The sequence below is a fragment of the Halorussus litoreus genome, assembly GCF_003382685.1.
Classification (GTDB): Archaea; Halobacteriota; Halobacteria; order Halobacteriales; family Haladaptataceae; genus Halorussus; species Halorussus litoreus.
In genome coordinates, this window is record NZ_KZ859511.1 from 20,220 (window position 1) to 39,366 (window position 19,147).

At 65.6% G+C, this 19,147-nt stretch carries 20 protein-coding genes; 10 read left to right on the forward strand and 10 right to left on the reverse strand.

Features of this window, described 5'->3' with window-relative positions; all coding sequences use genetic code 11:
* Positions 1 to 79: 79 nt before the first annotated feature.
* Genes paaA through paaE form a run of 5 tightly spaced genes read left to right on the forward strand, consistent with a single transcriptional unit; the run spans position 80 to position 2,939 of the window.
* Positions 80 to 1,027 carry a 1,2-phenylacetyl-CoA epoxidase subunit PaaA gene (paaA, locus tag DPQ64_RS05270; RefSeq protein ID WP_115863314.1) on the forward strand — a complete coding sequence of 316 codons (948 nt, stop codon included), beginning with the start codon at positions 80 to 82 and terminating at the stop codon, positions 1,025 to 1,027.
* 2 nt (positions 1,028 to 1,029) lie between these two features.
* Positions 1,030 to 1,362 (forward strand): 1,2-phenylacetyl-CoA epoxidase subunit PaaB, encoded by a 333-nt coding sequence (paaB, locus tag DPQ64_RS05275; protein WP_115863315.1) that lies wholly within the window; start codon positions 1,030 to 1,032, stop codon positions 1,360 to 1,362.
* Positions 1,362 to 2,249 carry a 1,2-phenylacetyl-CoA epoxidase subunit PaaC gene (gene paaC, locus DPQ64_RS05280; RefSeq protein WP_198662019.1) on the forward strand — a complete coding sequence of 296 codons (888 nt, stop codon included), beginning with the start codon at positions 1,362 to 1,364 and terminating at the stop codon, positions 2,247 to 2,249. The genes paaB and paaC overlap by 1 nt, the downstream gene beginning before the upstream one ends.
* A 10-nt stretch (positions 2,250 to 2,259) precedes the next feature.
* Positions 2,260 to 2,748, forward strand: coding sequence for a 1,2-phenylacetyl-CoA epoxidase subunit PaaD (paaD, locus tag DPQ64_RS05285; RefSeq protein ID WP_115863316.1), 489 nt, complete (start codon positions 2,260 to 2,262; stop codon positions 2,746 to 2,748).
* Positions 2,749 to 2,771: 23 nt separating this feature from the next.
* A complete protein-coding gene (gene paaE / locus DPQ64_RS19130; RefSeq protein WP_198662020.1) occupies positions 2,772 to 2,939 on the forward strand; it encodes a 1,2-phenylacetyl-CoA epoxidase subunit PaaE in 168 nt (55 codons plus the stop codon).
* A gap of 13 nt (positions 2,940 to 2,952) precedes the next feature.
* Here paaE and DPQ64_RS05290 read toward each other — a convergent pair whose 3' ends face one another.
* Both DPQ64_RS05290 and DPQ64_RS05295 read right to left on the reverse strand, forming a co-directional pair.
* Positions 2,953 to 4,623 (reverse strand): outer membrane protein assembly factor BamB family protein, encoded by a 1,671-nt coding sequence (locus DPQ64_RS05290; RefSeq protein WP_157971590.1) that lies wholly within the window; start codon positions 4,621 to 4,623, stop codon positions 2,953 to 2,955.
* Positions 4,624 to 4,866: 243 nt separating this feature from the next.
* Complete coding sequence (locus DPQ64_RS05295; RefSeq protein ID WP_115863318.1) at positions 4,867 to 5,307, reverse strand: methylated-DNA--[protein]-cysteine S-methyltransferase; 441 nt, start codon at positions 5,305 to 5,307, stop codon at positions 4,867 to 4,869.
* 139 nt (positions 5,308 to 5,446) lie between these two features.
* On the opposite strand from DPQ64_RS05295, the gene DPQ64_RS05300 reads away from it, so the two are divergent.
* Together DPQ64_RS05300 and DPQ64_RS05305 are read left to right on the forward strand one after the other, a co-directional pair.
* Positions 5,447 to 6,211 carry an enoyl-CoA hydratase/isomerase family protein gene (locus DPQ64_RS05300; protein ID WP_115863319.1) on the forward strand — a complete coding sequence of 255 codons (765 nt, stop codon included), beginning with the start codon at positions 5,447 to 5,449 and terminating at the stop codon, positions 6,209 to 6,211.
* Positions 6,212 to 6,336: 125 nt separating this feature from the next.
* Positions 6,337 to 6,696 carry a hypothetical protein gene (locus DPQ64_RS05305; RefSeq protein ID WP_115863320.1) on the forward strand — a complete coding sequence of 120 codons (360 nt, stop codon included), beginning with the start codon at positions 6,337 to 6,339 and terminating at the stop codon, positions 6,694 to 6,696.
* A 147-nt stretch (positions 6,697 to 6,843) separates the two neighbouring features.
* On the opposite strand, the gene DPQ64_RS19870 is transcribed toward DPQ64_RS05305, so the two are convergent.
* The 5 genes from DPQ64_RS19870 to DPQ64_RS05330 form a co-directional block, all read right to left on the reverse strand.
* Positions 6,844 to 7,221, reverse strand: a complete 378-nt coding sequence (locus DPQ64_RS19870; RefSeq protein ID WP_157971591.1) for a hypothetical protein — start codon at positions 7,219 to 7,221, stop codon at positions 6,844 to 6,846.
* Positions 7,222 to 7,615: 394 nt separating this feature from the next.
* Positions 7,616 to 8,497 (reverse strand): amidohydrolase family protein, encoded by an 882-nt coding sequence (locus DPQ64_RS05315; RefSeq protein ID WP_115863322.1) that lies wholly within the window; start codon positions 8,495 to 8,497, stop codon positions 7,616 to 7,618.
* Between the two features lie 96 nt (positions 8,498 to 8,593).
* Positions 8,594 to 9,880: an MFS transporter gene (locus DPQ64_RS05320; protein WP_115863323.1), complete on the reverse strand. Its 1,287-nt coding sequence runs from the start codon at positions 9,878 to 9,880 to the stop codon at positions 8,594 to 8,596.
* 34 nt (positions 9,881 to 9,914) lie between these two features.
* Positions 9,915 to 10,481, reverse strand: coding sequence for a peroxiredoxin (locus DPQ64_RS05325; protein ID WP_115863324.1), 567 nt, complete (start codon positions 10,479 to 10,481; stop codon positions 9,915 to 9,917).
* Between the two features lie 562 nt (positions 10,482 to 11,043).
* On the reverse strand, positions 11,044 to 11,514 hold the full coding sequence (locus DPQ64_RS05330) for a MaoC/PaaZ C-terminal domain-containing protein (RefSeq protein WP_115863325.1): 471 nt from the start codon (positions 11,512 to 11,514) through the stop codon (positions 11,044 to 11,046).
* Between the two features lie 143 nt (positions 11,515 to 11,657).
* Between DPQ64_RS05330 and DPQ64_RS05335 the strand changes: the two genes are divergently transcribed.
* Entirely contained in the window at positions 11,658 to 12,728 is a 1,071-nt protein-coding gene (locus DPQ64_RS05335; protein WP_115863326.1) for a M20/M25/M40 family metallo-hydrolase, read from the forward strand.
* Positions 12,729 to 13,017: 289 nt separating this feature from the next.
* Here the strand turns inward: DPQ64_RS05335 and DPQ64_RS05340 are convergent, their stop codons facing one another.
* Complete coding sequence (locus DPQ64_RS05340; RefSeq protein ID WP_115863327.1) at positions 13,018 to 13,791, reverse strand: helix-turn-helix transcriptional regulator; 774 nt, start codon at positions 13,789 to 13,791, stop codon at positions 13,018 to 13,020.
* Between the two features lie 141 nt (positions 13,792 to 13,932).
* Positions 13,933 to 16,716: an ATP-dependent helicase gene (locus DPQ64_RS05345; protein ID WP_115863328.1), complete on the reverse strand. Its 2,784-nt coding sequence runs from the start codon at positions 16,714 to 16,716 to the stop codon at positions 13,933 to 13,935.
* A gap of 272 nt (positions 16,717 to 16,988) precedes the next feature.
* Between DPQ64_RS05345 and DPQ64_RS05350 the strand changes: the two genes are divergently transcribed.
* Positions 16,989 to 17,966 carry a PLP-dependent cysteine synthase family protein gene (locus DPQ64_RS05350; RefSeq protein WP_115863329.1) on the forward strand — a complete coding sequence of 326 codons (978 nt, stop codon included), beginning with the start codon at positions 16,989 to 16,991 and terminating at the stop codon, positions 17,964 to 17,966.
* Positions 17,967 to 18,069: 103 nt separating this feature from the next.
* Complete coding sequence (locus DPQ64_RS05355) at positions 18,070 to 18,369, forward strand: hypothetical protein (RefSeq protein WP_115863330.1); 300 nt, start codon at positions 18,070 to 18,072, stop codon at positions 18,367 to 18,369.
* A gap of 14 nt (positions 18,370 to 18,383) precedes the next feature.
* On the opposite strand, the gene DPQ64_RS05360 is transcribed toward DPQ64_RS05355, so the two are convergent.
* A complete protein-coding gene (locus DPQ64_RS05360) occupies positions 18,384 to 18,839 on the reverse strand; it encodes a DUF5804 family protein (protein ID WP_115863331.1) in 456 nt (151 codons plus the stop codon).
* Positions 18,840 to 19,147 lie beyond the last annotated feature (308 nt).

The window sequence follows — 19,147 nt, forward strand, 5'->3', positions numbered from 1 at the left end:
CGTCTTTCACGCGCAAAGTACATAAAAGCAGTCTATGGGCGGGTGAATCGGTAAGCCGGTCGGGGACGAGTTTCCGAGCATGGACATCGAAGCGGTAAAACAGCGCGCGGGACCGCGCGAGTTCAGTCCCAAAGACGACCTTCCGGAGGAGTACCGGAAGGCGGCCACGCGGATGATCCAGTTCCACGCGAACAGCGAGATCATGGGCGCGTATCTGGAACGGCCGTTCATCCGGCAAGCGCCGAGCCTCGACCGAAAGTTGGCGTTCTCGGCGAAGGTGCAGGACGAGATCGGCCACGGCCAACTGCTGTACCGGGCCGCCGAATCGCTGGGAATCAAGTCCCGCGAGCAGATGCTCGACGAACTGGCCGAAGGCGAGGGCAAGTTCCTCAACTGCTTCCACTACCCGATGGAGAGCTGGGCCGAGGTGCCGATGATCGCGTTCTTCGTCGACGGCGCGGCGATGCGCCGACAGGCCACGCTCAAACGCACGAGCTGGGAGCCGTACGCCCACGCGATGGACAAGGTGTGCTTCGAGGAGGGGTTCCACGTCAAGCACGGCGAGGACATCATGCGCGAGTTGGCGACCGGGTCGAAGAGAGAACAGGAGATGCTTCAGGACGCCTTCGACGAGTGGTGGCCCCGCATCATCCAGTTCTTCGGGCCGACCGACGATAAGTCGACCCACCACGACTTCTCGGCCGACGTGGGCCTGAAGACGATGACCAACGACGAACTGCGCAACGCCTTCCTCAACGCCTACGTGCCGAAGGCCGAGAAGTACGGGCTCGAAATCCCGGACGAACCGCGCATCCGGGACAACGGCGACGGCACCTACGAGGTCGTCGAAGAGGACCTCGACTGGGAGGAGTTCTTCACCATCGCGAAGAACGATTCGCCGGGCAGTCACGAGCAGATCGGCAAGCGAGAGCGCACCCAGGAGGCCGTCGAGTGGGTCCGCGAGAGTCTGGACGACTGGGAGCGAGCCAGCGCCGGTGCGAACGCAACTCCGGAGGCGGCAGACTGACCATGATCTGGGAAGTGTTCCGACAGGAGGACGCCGGCGAGTATCACACCCACTGCGGCAACGTCCACGCGCCCGACCGGGAGATGGCCAAGCTGTTCGCCCAGATCCAGCACGGTCGCCGGAAGCCGACCAACAGCCTCTGGGTCGCGCCCAAAGAGGAGATCGGCGAGGTCGACACCGAGGACGCGAAGTTCGGCGGCACCACCGACAAGTCGTATCGGTGGGTGATGGGCTACAAGGACCTCGACGCCGCGTTCGCCGAGGAGGTCGCCGACTCCGAGAGCGAGCAGGAGGAGGCCGACGAGGCCAAGCGCGCCCGCGGAGGTGACGACTGATGGCTGCCGAAGAAGCTGAATCGACCGAACAGGCGGAGCGAACCGGTCTCGGGATGCCCGACGACCTGAGCGACGACGAGCGCGAGGCGGTCGAGACCCTCCTCTACCGGCTGGCCGACGACGAACTCGTGATCGCCGAGCGCTACACCGAGTGGCAGGTCCGCGCGCCAACCCTCGAATCCGACCTCGCGCTCGCCAACATCGCGCAGGACGAGTTCGGTCACGCCCGGCTCTGGTACGACCTGCTGGAGGACTTCGGCGCGACCGAGGCCGACCTCATCTTCGAGCGCGACCCGGCCGACTTCCGACACGCCACGCTCGCCGAACTCCCGTTCGAGGACGGCGACTGGGCCGACGCCATCGTGCGCTCGTACCTCTACGACGAGGCCGAAGCGCTCCGGCTCGAAGCGCTCGACGGGACTGCCTACCCGCGCATCGCCGACCGCGTCGGCAAAGTGCTCGGCGAGGAGGACTATCACCGCGAGCACGCCCAGAACTGGCTGGAGCGACTCGCCGCCGACGAGCAGGGGCTGGCCCGCTTGCAGGACGCGGTCGACCGACTGCTCCCCGCGGCGCTCGCGCTCTGGGAACCGGTCGACGAGGACGTGGAGGCTCGCATCGACGACCTCGGTATTCGGACCGATTCGCTCGACTCGATGCGCGAGCAGTGGTTCGACCGCGTGCTCCCGTTCCTCCGCGCGCTCGGCCTCGACACGCCGGAGGGCGTCCGCGAGGACCCCGAGTCGTTCCTGCCCGACCACCGCGGCCGCGACGGCGACCACACCGACGACTGGCCCGACCTCCACGACGAGATGACCCGCACGTACCGCGAACTCGGCCGCACCGAGGCCCACGAGATAATGCCCGACCCGGACGAGGCGGAGTGACTACCGAATCATGAGCTTCGACACCGACTTCGACCCGAGCCTCGAACCGGACGGGGACTGCACCGACGTGGCGGAGATCGACCCCCTCGAAGAGCCGTCGGCCTGCGCGTACACCGACTACACCGCCGGCGGTTCGGTCGCCGACGAGGTGCCCGCGACCGGCGAGGGCGCGGAGGGCGTCGAAGCCGATATCTGGGATGCCCTTTACGAGGTGGAGGACCCCGAGATGCCCGTCTCCGTCGTGGACCTCGGACTGATATACGGAGTCGAGGCCACGGAGCGAGTCGACGAGGGACACCACGCCGAGGTCGTGATGACGCTGACCTACACCGGCTGTCCCGCGCGGGACATGCTGACCGACGAAATCGAGGCGGCCGTGTCGGGCGTCGACGGCGTCGAGTCCGTGGACCTCCGACTCGTCTGGAGCCCCGAGTGGTCGGTCGAGATGGTGACCGAGAACGGCAAGGACGACCTGCGGGAGTTCGGACTGAGCGTGTGACTCACGATGAGAGACAACGAACCATGAGAGGACTCGACCCCAGCGTCGACACGTCGGGCGAGGAGTCGGGGGCGGAGTGTCCCTACTGCGGCTCGACCGACACCGAGCGCGAGCACCCGAAGGGGCCGTCGCTCTGTCGGTCGATGCACTACTGCAACGCCTGCGAGCAGCCGTTCGAGAAGTTCGAGTAGCCGCGCGGCCGTCCTACTCCTCGTCGTCGCCGTTCGTCCGGGAGCGGTACCACGCGGTCGCTAGGCCGACACCGGTGGCGAGGGCTCCGGTTCCGATTCCGAAGCCCGGCACGCCAGTCGCCGACTCGTCGTCCTCGTTCGACGTCAGCGTCGGTTTCTCCGACGTGGTTTCCACCGTCGTGGTTCCGTCGGTCGTCTGGCGAGTCGTCGTCGCCGTGGTCGTGGTCCTCGTGGTCATCTCCGTGCGCGTTCCCGAGACCTTGAGCACGTAGTGATCCGAGTCCAGTTTCCGTTCGTCCGACGCCAATACGTAGAGCCCTTCGTCCGTAAGAACCGGACCGCGAATACCCAACTTGCCGAGTTCGACCTCCGACTGGACGGTTCCAGTTCGGAGGTCCGCGACGACCAACTTCCGTCCCGTACAAGCGTAGACGAAGAAGCGGTCGGCAGAGGCACACCAGACCGCTTGCTCGAAGTCCGTCTTCCACTGTAGCTCCCCCTCTCGCTTGCCGAAGCAGAGCAGACGACCGGTGACTCCCGCTTCCGACGCAACGGGGACGACCACGCGGTTCTTCGTCTGAATCGGGTCGCCGTTGAGGACGGAGTGTTCGCCCTCCCAGACCGAGAGGATGTCGTTATCGTGGAGGTCGAACTCCCACCGACGGGTGAATGGGTCGCCCGTACCGTCGGGGTCCGCGACGAAGTACGCCCTGACCACGTCCGAGCGGTTTGCCACGATAGTTCCGTCGGCGTCCACTATCTCGGTCGGGTCGTCGGGCTCTTGGGAGGGGGTCACCGACACCCGAAGGGAGACTGAACTTCGGTCGGAACTGAACGGCGCGACGTTCACGCCTCCCGTCGGCGTGTTCATCGAGTTCGGGTTGAACTGCAGGACGCCGCGATTCCACGACCCGATGTAGGCCTTGTCCTGACCCAAGGCGGGCGAACTCGTCGCGGCGTACCCCTTCCCACCGGGTTGCTCTTTCGAGTTCCAGACTCGACTCCCGTCGTTACGATTGAAGGCCAGTAGCGGGCCGTCGAATGGATACGACTGTCCGATGATGACCTTGTCGGGCGGTTCGCTGCGGCGGTCGCCCTGTTCGGTGTCGTACACGAGGGGTGCGCCCGCGAAGGGTGCTTCCTGACTGTCCCCCGACGCGCTCCACTTGATACGTCCGTCTGACAGGTCGACGGCATACACGCTCGCGCCAGCGTAGACCGAGGGCATGAAGGTGTACGTCGTGCGCGTCACGTAGACCGTATCGTCGACGACGGTCTGACCGAGCGTCTCTATCGTCGAGACGTTGTCGCCCTCGCTCGCGTCGCGCGCCGTCCACGCGGTCGAACCGTCCTCGCGGTCCAGCGCGGACACTACGACCGGCTCGTTTCCCGAATCCGCTTTCGAGAACCCCGGCGCAACGACGTAGTTCTCGGTGACTATCGGTTCGCGGTGGTCCTCGCTCTGGTTGCCCGGCGTCCCGATGGGCGTCTCCCATTCAACGTTCAGGTCCTGCATCGGCGGAGAGAGGTCCGGTCGGTAACTGGTTCGCCTGTTCGACCCGCCGTGAGTCGGCCACGGATGGCGACTTCCCGATCGACTCGTCGATTCAGCCCCTGCGGCCCCCGAACCAAGACCGAGCGTCGTCGCTAGGGTTCCGACGAAGGTGCGGCGATCGAGTTTCACGTGAGACGACGTATCCGAAAACAATTATAAATCTACCGTTCAGCAGATATGTTTCCGGATTAAATGAGAGAGAGGGCAAGGAACTCGCGGCTCAGACCGTTGCAGACGGACCGAGAGTGGATGACGGGGCCGGACGGCTGATGTGTCATGGCCTGCCACGGCGCAACCGGTGTGACAGCACTCGTGTTTCTCGACAGTACTAGCTTAATTATTGTGGCCGAATTCCGAGTGGTTCGAAGGCCGTCACGAACTGCCCGGGCTGCGGTGGGCGTCGTTACGGACTTCCTCCACGACCGGCGCGCCTTCGAGCGCGAGCAGTCGCTCCTTCAGCGCGGTCCCGTCGCCCGCCGAGTAGCCGCCGAGCGAGTCGACTCCGACGACGCGGTGGCAGGGAACCACGAGCGGGACGGGATTGTTCCCGCACGCGCGGCCGACCGCGACCGGCGCGGTGTCGAGCGCGGTCGCGATTTCGCCGTAGGTTCGCGTCTCGCCGTACGGGATCGCCTGCATCTCGGCCATCACCGCGCCGGTGAACCCGTCGGGGAGCGCGACCGCGAGGTCGAACGCGCGGCGCTCGCCCGCGGCGTACTCCCGAACCTGCTCGCGGATCGACGCGTCCGACTCGGACGCGTCGAGCCGCGAGGCGTCGAGTTCGACGGTCCGACCGAACAGGTCGACGTTCATCGGTCGAACCTCGGCGGGCGAGGACTTCGGCGTTTCGGTGGCTCGGTCGCCTGCGACATCGGCCCGTCACGTGCCGGCGACCTATCGCGCGCCACCGTCGTGAGTTACCCTTATCGTCGTGGCACCGGACCGTGGACGTATGCACGTCACCGACGAGGACGGCGTCAGGACCGTCACCTTCGACCGGCCCGAGGTCATGAATGCGTTCACGCCCGAAATCGCCGAGGAACTCGCCGAGGTCTTCGCCGAGGCAGACCCGGACGCCCACGACGCCATTGTCCTCACAGGCGAGGGCGCGGCGTTCAGCGCGGGCGGAGACGTTCAGTCGATGGCCGAGCGCGAGGAGACGCCCGAGGAAGCCTACGAGCGCGTGACCGAGACGTTCGGGCGCGTGGTCGAGGAGGCGTTGTCGGCGCGGGTCCCCATCGTCGCGAAGGTGAACGGCGACGCCGTGGGCGCGGGGCTCGCAATCGCCGCGGTGTCGGACTTCGCCTACGCCGCCGAGTCCGCGTCGTTCAGCTGCGCGTTCGTCCGCGTGGGCCTGATCCCCGACACGGGCGGGAGCTTCCTGCTTCCACAGCTCGTGGGGCTCCGGACCGCCAAGCGACTCGCGTTCACCGGCGAGTTCTTCGGCGCGACCGAGGCCGCCGAGATGGGGCTCGTCAACGAGGCGGTTCCCGAAGGGGAACTCGACGAACGGGTCGCGGACCTGCTCGACACACTACGAGCGCGCCCGACGCGGACCATCGGCCTCGCCAAGCGCGCCATCCACGAGAACGCGGGCCGGGGCTGGCGCGAGGCGCTGGACTACGAGAACGTCGTCCAGTCGCAGGCGTACGCCACGCCCGAGCACGAAGAGGGCGTCGCCGCGTTCCTCGAGGGTCGGGACCCCGAGTTCGACTGAGGCCCGTCCGTTCTACCACACTCGGCTACGGGCGGCCGCGGTGGACCGCGGCGGCTACCGCGGTCCACCGCGGCCGCCCGCGCTCGACGACGCCATTGAAATGTCCGTGGCGAGTAGGCGAGTGCGTGTCCGACCACGATTCGACTGCCGACGACGACTTCGGAGCGGCCCCGACGATAACGTGCGAGCGGTGCGACCGAGAGTGGGATCTCGCCGAGGAGGTCGCCGACCTCGGCGTCGGCAACCACGCCGTCGAGCAGTTCGCGCTCGACCACCGCAGGCACACGGGCCACTTCCCCGACGAGGTTGCGACGTGGCGCGCGCAGTGTCGGAACTGCCCGGAGGAGGCCGAACGGCTCGCGCGCGACGCAGCGATTCGGTGGGCCGAGACTCACGTCCGACACACTCGCCACGAGGTAGCCCTTCACGACGCGCGTGACGACGGGACGACCGTCGTCGACGACGAGGGGTCGGACGGCGAGTGAGCGGAGAACGCCGAGCCAGCGCGGAAGACGAACGTGCGTGCTGATGAACGCGATTACGTGGCCGAATCGCCCACGCGATCGCACGACGACTGAATGTTCCTGGCGAATACGGAATAGATAATTTATACACTATCTTGGCCATTAAACTTATTCTTCAACAGGCCGATTGTTGAAAACAAGACGGTTCACAAACTGCCGTCCAATGGAGGAAACCCGCATGAACACAACGTACAAACTCGTCCTCGCATCGACAGTAGTCGTAGTCGCGTTCGGTCTGACCGCGTCGCCCGTAACCGCGTTCGGCGCAGACGCCGCCGACCGACCCATCACGTCAGACGCACCGATCACCGGAAACGGCCCCATCACCGCCGACAACCCGATAACTGCGGACGGACCGATCACCGCTGACGGACCGATCACCGCTGACGGACCGATCACCGCTGACGGACCGATCACTGCCGACGGACCGATCACTGCCGACGGGCCGATAACGGGGAGTCCGATCACGGCGACCGGTCCGATCACGAGCAGCGACGTGGGTACCCAGAACGGTTAGAACTGTGACGACCTGACCCAGCCGTTCTGTAAGTAGCGCGACGACTGATTTTTGTTTTGGACTCGCTCTGTGGGAGTAGCGATGGTCGCTAGACGTTCCGAACGGCGTTCGGGTTCACCCACAACTCCTTTATTTCTAAATCTCAGGTTATATTTTAATATTGCTAGTGAAAATACTTAAGTAAAACCCTGTCGAACGTTCTGCCGGAGGTGAGAATTAGATGTTCAAGATCAGCCTGACTCCGTTCTGTACCTGCGAGGAGTTCCCGTCCATCCCGTGCTGAGGCGGACTCCGACAGTCGTACTGCCCCCAACCGATTTCTGTGACGGCTTGCCCGACACGGAGACTGCTCCATCCAGTAGCTTACAGTCCGAGGAACTGCTCGGCGTTCTCCCAGAGGATCTTGCGCTGGACCTCGTCCGGGAAGTCGAGTTCGGCGAACTGGTCGAGCCACGGCTCCGGGTCGATCATCGGGTAGTCGGTGCCGAACATCACCTTGTCCTGAAGTAGCGTCTTCGCGTAGTGGAGCACCTGCTCGTCGATGTACCGGGGCATCCACCCCGAGAGGTCCATGTAGACGTTGCCCTTCTGCTGGCAGATGGCCAACTGCTCTTTCTCCCACGGGAAGGCGGGGTGGGCGAGCAGGATCTGGAGGTCGGGATGCTCGGCGGCCAGGTCGTCTACCAGCATCGGGTTCCCGTACTTGATCTTGAGCCCGCGTCCGCCCGGCGCACCCGCGCCCAGCGTGGAGTTGCCGCCGTGGAACACCACGGGGACCCCGAGGTCTTCGATGGTCGCAAACAGGTCCTCGTGTTCGGGGGCGCTCGGGTCGAAGCCCTGCGCTATCTGTTGGAATTTGAACCCCGAGAGGTCGAGGTCCTTTACCGCGCGCTCGGCCTCCTGCACGCAGTCGTCTTTCAGCGGGTCCACGCTCGCGAACCCGACGAAGAAGTCTTCGTACTCGTCACGGACCTCGGCCACGTAGTCGTTGGGCACCGGCGGATTACCGGTGTTCGTCTCGGCGTCCCAGCCGAGCAGGATCGCCTTCCCGATCCCCACCTCGTGGTACTCCTCGATCAGGCTGTCGTAGGTGTCGGTCTCGATGCTCGCGCCGAACTTGTCCGCGGCGTCCTCCATCATCAGCCCGCCGGCGTCGTGGAGGAACTCCTCGGTCGGCTGGTGGCAGTGGGTGTCGATGATCGGGTACTCGTCGGGGTGGTCGGCGACGACCTCGAGTTCGGTCATGCGAAACTGTTGGTGGAGTGGCGTGAAAAATAGTGCGAAGAAATCGTGCTGATCGTCGAGGGCGATACGACCGTGTCTGGTCCGAGTGTGCGTTCGTCACGCTCGCCTTCCAGTCGAAGGCTGGCGCGTCCGGTGAATCCACAGCGCACACGCGAGAGCGACGACGCCGGCGACCGTGGCGATACCGAACGCGACGCGATAGCCCACGAAGGAGTAGACGGGCGTGCCGTCGACCGTCTTCCCGGTCCAGAAGGCATCGAGCGCCACGCCCATCACCGCAGGCACGACCGCGGCACCGAAGTAGCCGACGCTGTTTATCGTCCCGCTCACCGTTCCGCTCACCTCGTCGGAGTGGCGGCGACGCCCGACGGTGAACGCGAGCGAGACCCCGCCGTTGACGAACATTGCCGCGAAGAAGAGCACGCCGACGAGGACGAGCGGTGGCGTCCCGAGGGCCGTGAGGGTGGCGAAGACGACGCTGAACGTGAGCGTCGAGACCAACACCAGTCCGGTGTGCGCACCGATGCGGTCTGCAACCCACCCGAACAGCGGCGAGCCGACGAGGAGGCCGACGTTGCCCGCGAGGACGTACAGCGATGCGCGCGCGACGGAGAGGTCGTAGAGGTGGACGAGGTACGGGACGCCCCACAGGCCGACGACGGTGAAGTTGACGCCGAGAATCAGAAACTCGAGGACGCCGAGGACCCACACGTCCGGGCCGCCGAGGACGGACCGCAAGTCCGCGCGGAGTGACGTGGTCTCACCATCGGCGGCCAGTTCGGACGACGCCTCGTCGACCGAATCGCCTGGTCGGTCCCGGACCGTTAGGAGGATGACGACGGCGCTGACGACGCAGAACGCCCCGACGGCGAGCATCGACGCCCGCCAGCCGACGACGGACGCAGCCACAGCGAGCGGAGTCGTCGCGACGATGCCGCCGAGGGCCGAGACGCCGATGGTCATGCCCGTCACGGTCGCGTACTCGTCGGCCCGGAACCACGTCACGGCGAACCGGAGGATAGCGAGGAAGATGACGCTCCCGCCGAGACCGACGAGCGCGCGAGAGAGAAAGCCAACGAAAAAGGAGTTGCTCGTCGCGAACGCGACGGCACCGAGACCCATGACGAACGTGCCCGCCCCAGCGACGCGGCGCGGGCCATATCGGTCCGCGAGCAATCCGGCGGGCAACTGCATCGCGGCGTACAAGTAGAAGAACGACGAGTGGAGCAGGCCGAGTTCGGTCGCCGTGATGTCGAACGCGCGGGTTAGCGACTCCGCCAGCACCGCCGTCGAGACCCGGGTGAAGCTCATGAGCAAGTACCCGAACGCGAGAACGCCCCACATCGCCCACCGGACGCGTCGCGTGTCGAATCGCGTTAGCATCGTCGTCTCGAAGTCGAGTCCATCACTCGTCTTCTCAGCGAGGATTCTCCTGTACCCACTCCAGAACCTCGCTCGCGTGTTCGTCCGGCGGGAAGATCGGATAGAAGACGTGTTCGATACGCCCATCCGTGACGACCAGCGTCAACCGCTCCAGATAGTCGTCTCCCTCGATGGTGAACGACGGCAGGTCGAGTTCGTTCGTCAACTCCCGCTCGGCGTCGCTGAGCATCTCGAAGGGGAGGTCCAGACGGGTCCTGGCCTCGCGTTGATACTCGCTCGATTGGGTGGACAGGCCGAACACCTCCCCGACTCCCGCATCGCGGAGCTCGTCGTAGTGACTCCGGAACCCGCGGGACTCGGGCGTACAGCCGCGGGCACCCGGCACGTCTTCCCACCCGTCCGGAATCACGTCCTCGTCCGGCCGCCCCGTCAACGGATAGACGTAGATGACTGTGCGAGCCGGCGAATCGTCGAGGGTGACGGCCGTGCCGTCCGTCGCCGGGAGTGACAGGTCCGGCAGTTCCCTCCCCCGAAGATGGTCGGCGGCTCCGTCGTCTTCAGGTACCGGCAGGTCGTCCGGGAGCGGAAAGTCCTTGGGCATACGTCGATGGACCTCGCCTACACAGATAAGATTTTGTATAATAGCAAAATAGTCAGACAATATCCGATGTATGGCCCTATTCGTAGGACTGTATTCGGTATTCCCCGTGGGGATTGCTTACGGCTGACACGATCCCGCTCAGTCCGAGCGACCGGGGTATCACTCGGGCGTCTCGGAACCGCCAAGACTGATGCAATCGCCCGAACTGACACCGCCGAGAAGAGAGCGTTCGCGGCGACAACGACCGTCACGGTTGCAAATCAATCCCATGAGGCCCTCTATCGGAGAAATTTCATATACCTCCCGGTCGAATGACGTGTTACTATGAGAGTACCATCCCAGATCAGAACGGGTCGAACCGCAACCGACGTGAGGAACGGTCGCACGAAGCGATGGACGACGCAGTTCGCGTTCCTGTAGTCGCGGTCGAACCGTAATCGCGGTCAAACCGCGACCCCGACTGGAGTACGGTACTGACCAAATCGCAGAACTGACCAAATCGCAGAACCGACCGAACTACCGCAATTTCCGCGGAAATTTCTCGGTTCCCGTAGCTCCGGCGCTACTCGCCTTCCGCTTCCTTCTTGATGAGGAACTTCATGTCGCCCTCGAAGACCACAGTGTCCTCTTGGTTCGTCATCGTCGTGTCGATGACGACCAACCCGGCGTCGTCTCGACTGGAAATGTCCTTGGTCTCGATGACCTCCATGTCGAGGCTGATGGTGTCGTCCATGTGGACCGGGTTCGGGATGTCCATGTAGTTCATCCCGAGGAACGCGAGAACGGTCCGCTCCAAGATTCCGGTCCGGTAGACGAACCCCGTCGCGAGCACGAACGTCATCGGGCCGTGGGCCACGCGCTCGCCGAAGTATTCGTCTTCGGCGTACTCCTTGTTCGTGTGAAGTTCGGTCCAGTCGCCCGCGAACGCGGAGTGTTGCACGAAGTCGTACTCGGTGACGGTTCGGCCGACGCTCTCGAACGTCTGGCCCTCCTCGAAGTCCTCGAAGTGGTGGGGTCGATAGCTGTACGGCATGGTTCGTCGTTCGCCGGTAGCCGATAAAATTCTATGGTCTCGCGCGCGCCGAGAACGCATTCTAACCGCCCCTGAAGCCCCGCGAAATCCCCACCGACGACCGAGTTCGTGGGATTCATTATCAGTCGGCGACTCCTCCGGATATGGACGAGAACCACCGGAAGTTCCTCGAACGACTGCTGGAGACGCCGAGCCCGTCCGGGTTCGAGACGGCCGTCCAGCGTTGCTGGGTGGAGTACGTCTCCGAGTTCGCCGACGAGGTGCGGACCGACGAGTACGGCAACGCGGTCGCGCGAATCGACGGCGGAGACGACGCCCCCGCCATCGCATTCACGGGCCACGCCGACGAGATCGGCCTGATGGTGAGTAGCGTCGACGACGACGGGTTCGTCCACCCCTCGCGGGTCGGCGGGTCGGACCGTACGGTCACGAAGGGCCAGCACGTCGAGATCCACACCGACGACGGCGTGGTCCCCGGCGTGGTCGGCCAGACCGCCATCCACCTGCGAGACACCGAGGAGGACGAGATCGAGGACGTGACCGAGCAGCACGTCGACGTGGGAGCCGAGAGCGAGGCCGAGGCCCGCGAACTCGTCGACGTGGGCGACCCCATCACCGTCGAGACCTCAATCCGCGAACTCGCCGGCAGCCGGATGGCGGCTCGCGGGATGGACAACCGCGTGGGCATTTGGGTCGCGGCGGAGGCCGCCCGCCGCGCGGCCGAGCGGGACACGGCGGCCACCGTCTACGCGGTCAGCACGGTCCAGGAGGAACTGGGCAAACAGGGCGCGAAGATGGTCGGCTTCGACCTGTCGGTCGACGCCGCGCTCGCGGTGGACGTGACCCACGCGGTCGACTCGCCGGACCTGAGCGATCAGGAGGACGAACACGGCGAGGTCGAACTCGGCGGCGGGCCTGTCGTCGCCCGCGGCTCGTCGAACCATCCCAAGGTCGTGCGCGTCGCCCGCGAGGCCGCGGACGCGGCCGGCCTCCCCGTGCAGTTGCAGGCCTCCGGCCGCGCGACCGGCACCGACGCGGACGCCTTCTACACCTCGCAGGGCGGCATCCCCTCGCTGAACGTCGGCCTGCCAAACCGTTACATGCACACGCCGGTGGAAGTAATCGACACCGAGGATCTCGACGCGGCGGCGGACCTGCTCGCCGAGTTCGCGGTCCAATCGGAGGAGCGCGAGAGCTACGCCGTGGACATCTAGGTGACCGATAGCTTTCGATAGGGAGTTTCGTCGAGGGGGTAAAGTGGCGGGGGTAGGATGCAGCTATTGGGGATCAATGGGCTCTTCGGCGACGAGAACTGCGTTCTTCGACGGCGAGAAAAATGAAGATGTCAGGTAACGGTTTCGAGGCGCAGTCCCACGTTCCCCGCCACAAGTAGAGTAATCACCGACCGGAATCGTTTCAGGGTCCGAAACGCGGCCCGCGTCGGTTTCACGGTGCAAACGCTCACCTGACGCCGAGCCGAGTCAGGTCCGACGCCGAGCCGAATCAGGCGTCCGTGGTCGGCTCGACGACGGCGTCGTCCCGGAACCGCTTGAACACCGACAGCGCCCACTCACGGAGATCGTCGTCGGTCGAGTGGAGACACGTTCGGAGGTGGCCCCCGTCGTCGTACCCGCCGAGGAACACGTCGTCGTCGAACACCGAGAGCCCGAAGGTGAACGTCTCGGGCGAGATGGACAGCGTCAGGCAGTCGAGCGCGCGGGCTTGCTCGAAGTCGTCGGGGTACGACTGCTGGGAGGTTTCGGCGGCCGACTCCGGGAGGACGAGTTCGACTGTGACGCCCCGTTCGACGAGGGGTTCACAGGCTCGGTTGAACGCGGGCACCACTGCCGGCAGGAGCGCGTCGAGCCGCGACGCGTCGGTCGGAACCGCCTCGATGAAGAACTCGGTCGCGGCGTGCGGGTCGGTGCGCGTCGAGGTCTCGACGCGGTAGTCGTTCAGCGGCATCGGGAGGTCGTGGGCGCGCTCGAACTCCCCGAGGAAGTCACTCAGCGATTCTACCTCGGCGACGGTGTCCCGGACCTGCTCGAACCGCCGGAGGACGATGCGGCCCGCGGCGGTCGCGCGGTAGCCGTCGTCGCCACGCCGAACCCAGCCGAACTCCTCGAACGAGTCGAGCGTCCGATGGACCGTGGCGCGCGACACGTCGTGGGCCCGACACAGGTCCGCGGGCGAGCGCGGTGCCGAGACGAGTGATCGCAGCGCCTCGGCGCGGTGTTCGGACGCGGCGAGAAACCGCACCTGTTCGATAGCGGTCATCGGTATCACGAAAACGGACCGGAAAGAAGTCACTTTCGTCAGCGAACCAGGAACGTTAGTTCGACACTCTCGGGGCTCGAAGAAGTATCGGGGCCGAGCTTCGAAGAAAGAACGAGGTCGGGCACCGAAGAGGGATTGCTATCACTTCGCTACCGACGCACTGCCCGCGTCCCCGTACTCGCCGCCGATCTCGTCGAGGACGCGCTCGTGGAACTCCTGGAGCACGGCGCTCTCGTCCTCGGCCAGCACCACGTCGCTGGCCATCAGCGTGGCGAGGCCGAACGCCTTCGGAGTCGGTGTGTCGACGCGGTGCTGGACCACCGACACCTCGCCTGCCCGCACGTCGGCGAGCACGTCCTCGATGGCCGAGACGGCCAGCTTATCCTCGATGATCTCCCGGTAAGTCTCCTCGATGACCGCGAACTCCTCCAGATCCTCGGCGAACCCGAGCAGCATCTCGCTGGAGACCTGCTGTTCGCTGGCGGACTTCTCGTAGCCCTTGTACCGCTTGAGGATCATCAGCGACCGAGTGGCGTTGATGCGGAAGTACCGCTGGAGGAGTTCGGTGCCGCCGAGCGCGGCCCGGAGGTCGCTTCGGACCTCGTCGGGAGGAACGTCGCGCAGTATCTCGGCCACGTCGACCTTCCGGTTGAGCGGCATCGACACGGTGAACCCGTGGTCGGCGACCGCGACCGAGACGTTGGTGTTGGCGGCGTTCGCACACCGGTACGCGACCACGCGCGAGAGGCCGTCGTTGAACCGCCGGCCGTAGTTCGAGTGGACGTAGTAGTGGCGCTCGTACTCGTCGCGGTCGAGTTCGACCTCGACAACGAGTCGGTCGTCGGTGCTGACGCTCTGTGGACCGGCGTACCGGCGCTGTTCGTCGAACATCCGCGCGATGGCCCGGACGCTGTTCTCGTCAAGCGGGAACTGCCGGAGCCACACGCGGGCCGCGGGCTTGCCCCGCTTCTCGAACCGTTCGAGGAGTTCGCCCTGGAATTCGAGGATCGAGCGCCCGAGGTCGTACGAGAGGGGCAGTCGCTCGGAGAACCACGAGGGGACGGTGGGTCGAGCGCTCGTGTAGTCGACGTACACCTTCGACCCGCGCCGGTAACGGAACTCGAAGTTCTGTCCGCCGAGCACGAACACGTCGCCCTTCTCGAGGGTGTCGAGATACTCCTCGTCGAGGTTGCCGACCCACTCGTCGTCGGCGCGGGTGAACACGTCGCAGGTAAACGAGTCCGGAATCGTCCCGATGTTGGTCATGTAGATGACCCGGGCGAGTCGGCCGCGCTTGCCGATCAAAGGCTCGCCAACGTCGAACTCGGGGTAGTGGTATTCGCCGTCCGGCGGGTCGTTCTCGTCGCGCCAGATCTTGGCGTAGACGTTCTTGTCCTCAAGGCCGTCGTAGTCGGAGGTCAGATAGCGAAACAGCGTCTCGAACTGGTCGTCGGCGAAGTTCCGATAGGGGTACGCCCGCCGGAGCGTCTCGCGGACCTCGCTCTCGGGGCGCACGTCGTTTATCGCCATTCCGTAGACGTGCTGGGCCGCCACGTCGTACGCTTCCTCGGGCACGAAGACGCGGTCCACGAACCCCTCCTCGGCCTTCTTCAGCATCACCGCGCACTCGACGAGTTCGTCGCGGTCGAGTGCCACGACCCGTCCCGTCACTGTCTCGCCGAGCTGGTGGCCCGCCCGCCCAACGCGCTGGAGCAGGGCTGCGACCGACTTGGGCGACCCGATCTGCACCACGAGGTCGACGTGGGGCATGTCGATGCCGAGTTCGAGGCTCGTGGAAGTCGTCACCACGTCGAGGCTGCCCTCCTTGAGGTCCTGCTCGATGGACTGGCGGGCGTCCTTCGAGAGGCTACCGTGGTGACAGCCGGAGTTGCCCTCGTCGTACGCACCAAAGCGCTCGCGGAGTTCGTGGAGGACGCGTTCCGCGCCAGACCGCGTGTTCGTGAAGACGAGCGTGTTGGTATGCTCGCCGATCAGGTCGTGAAGCTGGTCGTAGAACCGGGCGTTGACCACGTCGCGGGGCGTGTCGATGAGGTCGTCGGTCGGACACTGGAGTTCGACGTCGAACTCGCGGACGAATCGGGTGTCGACGATCTCGCAGTCGCGGGGCGTCGCTCGCGGCTCCTCGTCGGCTGGCTGCTCGTCCGTCTCGCAGCCGACGAGGAACTCCGCGATCTCGTCGAGCGGTTCGACGGTCGCCGAGCAGCCGATGCGGGTCGGCGACGACTCGGCCATGTTCTCCAGTCGCTCCAGACTCACCGCGAGGTGGGTGCCGCGTTTGCCGTCCGCGAGGCTGTGGATCTCGTCGACCACGACGTACTCGACGGTCTCCAGTTTCTGCTTGAACTTCGGGGAGTTGAGCAGGATGGCCAGCGTCTCGGGCGTGGTGTTGAGGATGTGGGGCGTCTCCTCGAGCATCTTCTGGCGAGCGCTGGAGTCGGTGTCGCCGTGCCGGATGGCGTGGCGCACTTCACCCACGTCGGCCCCGCGGGACTCGGCCTTCTCGCGGATGCCTGCCAGCGGGACCTCCAGATTCCGGTGGATGTCGTTGGCCAGCGACTTCAGCGGCGAGACGTACAGGCAGTACACCGAGTTGTCGAGCCCGTCATCGGCCTCGCGCTCCCGGCGGAACAGCTCGTTCAGGATGGCCGTAAAGGAGGCGAGGGTCTTGCCCGAGCCCGTGGGCGACGCGACGAGCGCGTTCTCGCCGTCGCGGACGAGCGGGATGGTCTCCTTCTGCGGCGGCGTGAACAGGCCGCCGTTCTCGGGGACGAACTCGCCGAACTGCTCGATCCACCATTCTCGGACTTCCGGCTCCAGCGACGCCAGCACGTCGGCGTCGTCGAGCGCCACCGTCTCGGCGTCGTAGTCGAACCCCCCGCGCGCCAACAGCTCGCGCGCCTCCATTCTTGCCGGTCGTTTGGGGCCGGGTACGTAAGACGGTTTGCCCCGCGCGGTGAAAGTGAAAACAGCAGTGTACTCTGTCCGATTTTGGTTTATAAACCTTCGCCACCCGACGGAACTGTAATCGGTAGATTCGAACCTCCTACCCCCCATAAATCGACCCCGTCACGTAACATAGACATTTAAAGGCCAGTCCGGTTCCGTTCTGGAAACTTCCCGGCACGAACTGCCGGAGGGCGTCACTCGTTTATACGCCGAGTGCGTAGCGAGAATCAATGGACGAGTCCATCCTCGACGCGGTGGGGTCGCCCCTCGTCAGGACCGCCGCTCCGGAGGGCGCGACCGTCGCGGCCAAACTGGAGGGGTTCAACCCCGGCGGGTCCGCGAAGGACCGGCCCGCTCGGGCCATGATCGAGGCCGCCGAGCGCGAGGGAGCCATCTCGCCCGGCGACCGCCTCGTCGAACCGACTAGCGGGAACACCGGCATCGGGCTCGCGGTGGCCGCGGCAGCGCGGGGCTACGACCTCACGATCGTGATGCCCGCCTCGAAGTCGCCCGAGCGCCGCCAACTCCTGAAGGCCTACGGCGCGGACCTCGAACTCGTCGAGGGCGACATGGACGACGCCCGCGAGCGTGCCACCGAGATCGCGGACACCGACGGCGCGGTCCAGATGGGCCAGTTCGAGAACCCGGCGAACGCCGAGGCTCACTACCGGACTACCGCCGAGGAGATCCTCGAACAGGTCGAGGGCCGCGAGATCGACGCCGTCGTCGCGGGCGTGGGCACCGGCGGCACCATCACCGGCACCGCGAGCCGACTGCTGGAGGAGTTCCCCGAGATGGAGGTCGTCGCAGTCGAACCCGAACGGAACGCGGTCCTCTCCACGGGCGAGTCCGGCGCGGACGACTTCCAGGGGATGGGTCCGGGCTTCGTCAGCGACGTACTCGACACCGACCTGCTCACCTCGGTCGAGACGGTCGCGCTGGAGGACGCCGAGCGCGAGGCCCGGCGGCTCGCCCGCGAGGAGGGCATCCTCGTCGGCCAGTCCTCGGGCGCGGCCGCGCTCGCGGCCCAACGGGTCGCCGAGCGCATCGCCGAACCGCAGTTGAACTGCCCGGAGGCCCCCGGAGAGGTCGAGGAACTGCTGGCCTCGGACGGCGGGGAAATCGACGGCTACGACGACTGCCCGCTCGTCGTGACCGTGTTCCCCGACAGCGGCGAGCGCTACCTCTCGACCGGGATGTTCGAGTAGCCCGGGGATACTCGATCAGTTACAATCATCGTTCTTTTCTCCGCCAGAGCTACCAGAAAGTACTTGGTAGTCCCCGCTTCGACGTAGCCAGAGCGATATCACGATGTTACTCTGGCAGACCGCGAAGCGATGGACGTACAAGGGCCGCAACTGCGAAATCCAGCGGACGAGCGTCGACGACGCGACCCAGTACCGCGGTCTCGTCGCGGTCGAGACCGGCCTCTCGGACCGCGCGCTCGACGCCGCGCCGGTCGCCGACCCGCAACGACGCTCTCGACCGGAACGGGACGACGGCGGCGAGTACCGCGAGTGGGTCTGCTTCGGCTGCCGGGCCGAGGCAGCGTCCGAGATTCGCGAGGAAGTGAACGAACTCGCCGAGTACGTCGGCGAAGCCGAGATCTAGCGGTTGAGTCTGATCTATCCGCCGAACTCCGACTCCGCGACGCGGACGACCACGGTGTCGGCCACCTCCCGCAGGTCGTAGTCCGGAATCTCGCCGTCCCGCCGGGTCAGGTACATCGGTTCGACGAGTTCCCCGTCCTCGGTCAGCCCGTACACCTTGAGGTACTCGTCGGTTTCCTCGGCGTCGATTTCGCCGTCGCGGACCGCCGCCGCGAGTTCGCGCGAGAGCCACTCCGAGTCGCTCACGCTGGGTTCGCGCACGAGCGCGTCCGCGGCGAACCGCACGAGGTACCAGTTCAGGTCGTTGCACAGCGCCACCGCGGCACCGAGGCTGATGGTCTCGACCGCCACGGTGTTGCGGTACGGCTGCTGAAGATCGTAGGTCGCGAGGGCTTCGCGGGCGGTCTCCCGCGAGACGAGTTCGGCGCGAAGGTCCACATCCTCCGTGCCGACGAGACAGACCCGAGTCACACCTCGTGGATGGGGGCAGTCAGGTAAAGCGATTTCGTTCTTCGGTGGGTCCTCAGGCGTCGACAGTGTAGAATCGGGACATCAGAACGAACCCAAGAAGTCTGGGGAGTGTAGCTTGTCGAACTGGGGAGGACGAGTAGAGCTAGCTTCTGCCTCGACCTAGGGGAGGCCGCAACTGCACTGCGCCGCACCACAACCGCACCGCGAGAGCCTCTCAGACCCCCCAGCCTCGGCGGTCGCATGAACGCGACCGCCTCCCTCGCGCGTTTTGGCGGACCACGAGGGTCCGCCAGCACGCGCCGGGCGGA

What these genes read in the sequence shown, in the direction of transcription:
- paaA (WP_115863314.1), top strand. Translation starts at nt 80, where the DNA reads ATGGACATCGAAGCGGTAAAACAGCGCGCGGGACCGCGCGAGTTCAGT.
- paaB (WP_115863315.1), top strand. Translation starts at nt 1,030, where the DNA reads ATGATCTGGGAAGTGTTCCGACAGGAGGACGCCGGCGAGTATCACACC.
- paaC (WP_198662019.1), top strand. Translation starts at nt 1,362, where the DNA reads ATGGCTGCCGAAGAAGCTGAATCGACCGAACAGGCGGAGCGAACCGGT.
- paaD (WP_115863316.1), top strand. Translation starts at nt 2,260, where the DNA reads ATGAGCTTCGACACCGACTTCGACCCGAGCCTCGAACCGGACGGGGAC.
- paaE (WP_198662020.1), top strand. Translation starts at nt 2,772, where the DNA reads ATGAGAGGACTCGACCCCAGCGTCGACACGTCGGGCGAGGAGTCGGGG.
- DPQ64_RS05295 (WP_115863318.1), bottom strand. Translation starts at nt 5,307, where the DNA reads ATGAACGTCGACCTGTTCGGTCGGACCGTCGAACTCGACGCCTCGCGG.
- DPQ64_RS05300 (WP_115863319.1), top strand. Translation starts at nt 5,447, where the DNA reads ATGCACGTCACCGACGAGGACGGCGTCAGGACCGTCACCTTCGACCGG.
- DPQ64_RS05315 (WP_115863322.1), bottom strand. Translation starts at nt 8,497, where the DNA reads ATGACCGAACTCGAGGTCGTCGCCGACCACCCCGACGAGTACCCGATC.
- DPQ64_RS05320 (WP_115863323.1), bottom strand. Translation starts at nt 9,880, where the DNA reads ATGCTAACGCGATTCGACACGCGACGCGTCCGGTGGGCGATGTGGGGC.
- DPQ64_RS05325 (WP_115863324.1), bottom strand. Translation starts at nt 10,481, where the DNA reads ATGCCCAAGGACTTTCCGCTCCCGGACGACCTGCCGGTACCTGAAGAC.
- DPQ64_RS05330 (WP_115863325.1), bottom strand. Translation starts at nt 11,514, where the DNA reads ATGCCGTACAGCTATCGACCCCACCACTTCGAGGACTTCGAGGAGGGC.
- DPQ64_RS05335 (WP_115863326.1), top strand. Translation starts at nt 11,658, where the DNA reads ATGGACGAGAACCACCGGAAGTTCCTCGAACGACTGCTGGAGACGCCG.
- DPQ64_RS05340 (WP_115863327.1), bottom strand. Translation starts at nt 13,791, where the DNA reads ATGACCGCTATCGAACAGGTGCGGTTTCTCGCCGCGTCCGAACACCGC.
- DPQ64_RS05345 (WP_115863328.1), bottom strand. Translation starts at nt 16,716, where the DNA reads ATGGAGGCGCGCGAGCTGTTGGCGCGCGGGGGGTTCGACTACGACGCC.
- DPQ64_RS05350 (WP_115863329.1), top strand. Translation starts at nt 16,989, where the DNA reads ATGGACGAGTCCATCCTCGACGCGGTGGGGTCGCCCCTCGTCAGGACC.
- DPQ64_RS05355 (WP_115863330.1), top strand. Translation starts at nt 18,070, where the DNA reads ATGTTACTCTGGCAGACCGCGAAGCGATGGACGTACAAGGGCCGCAAC.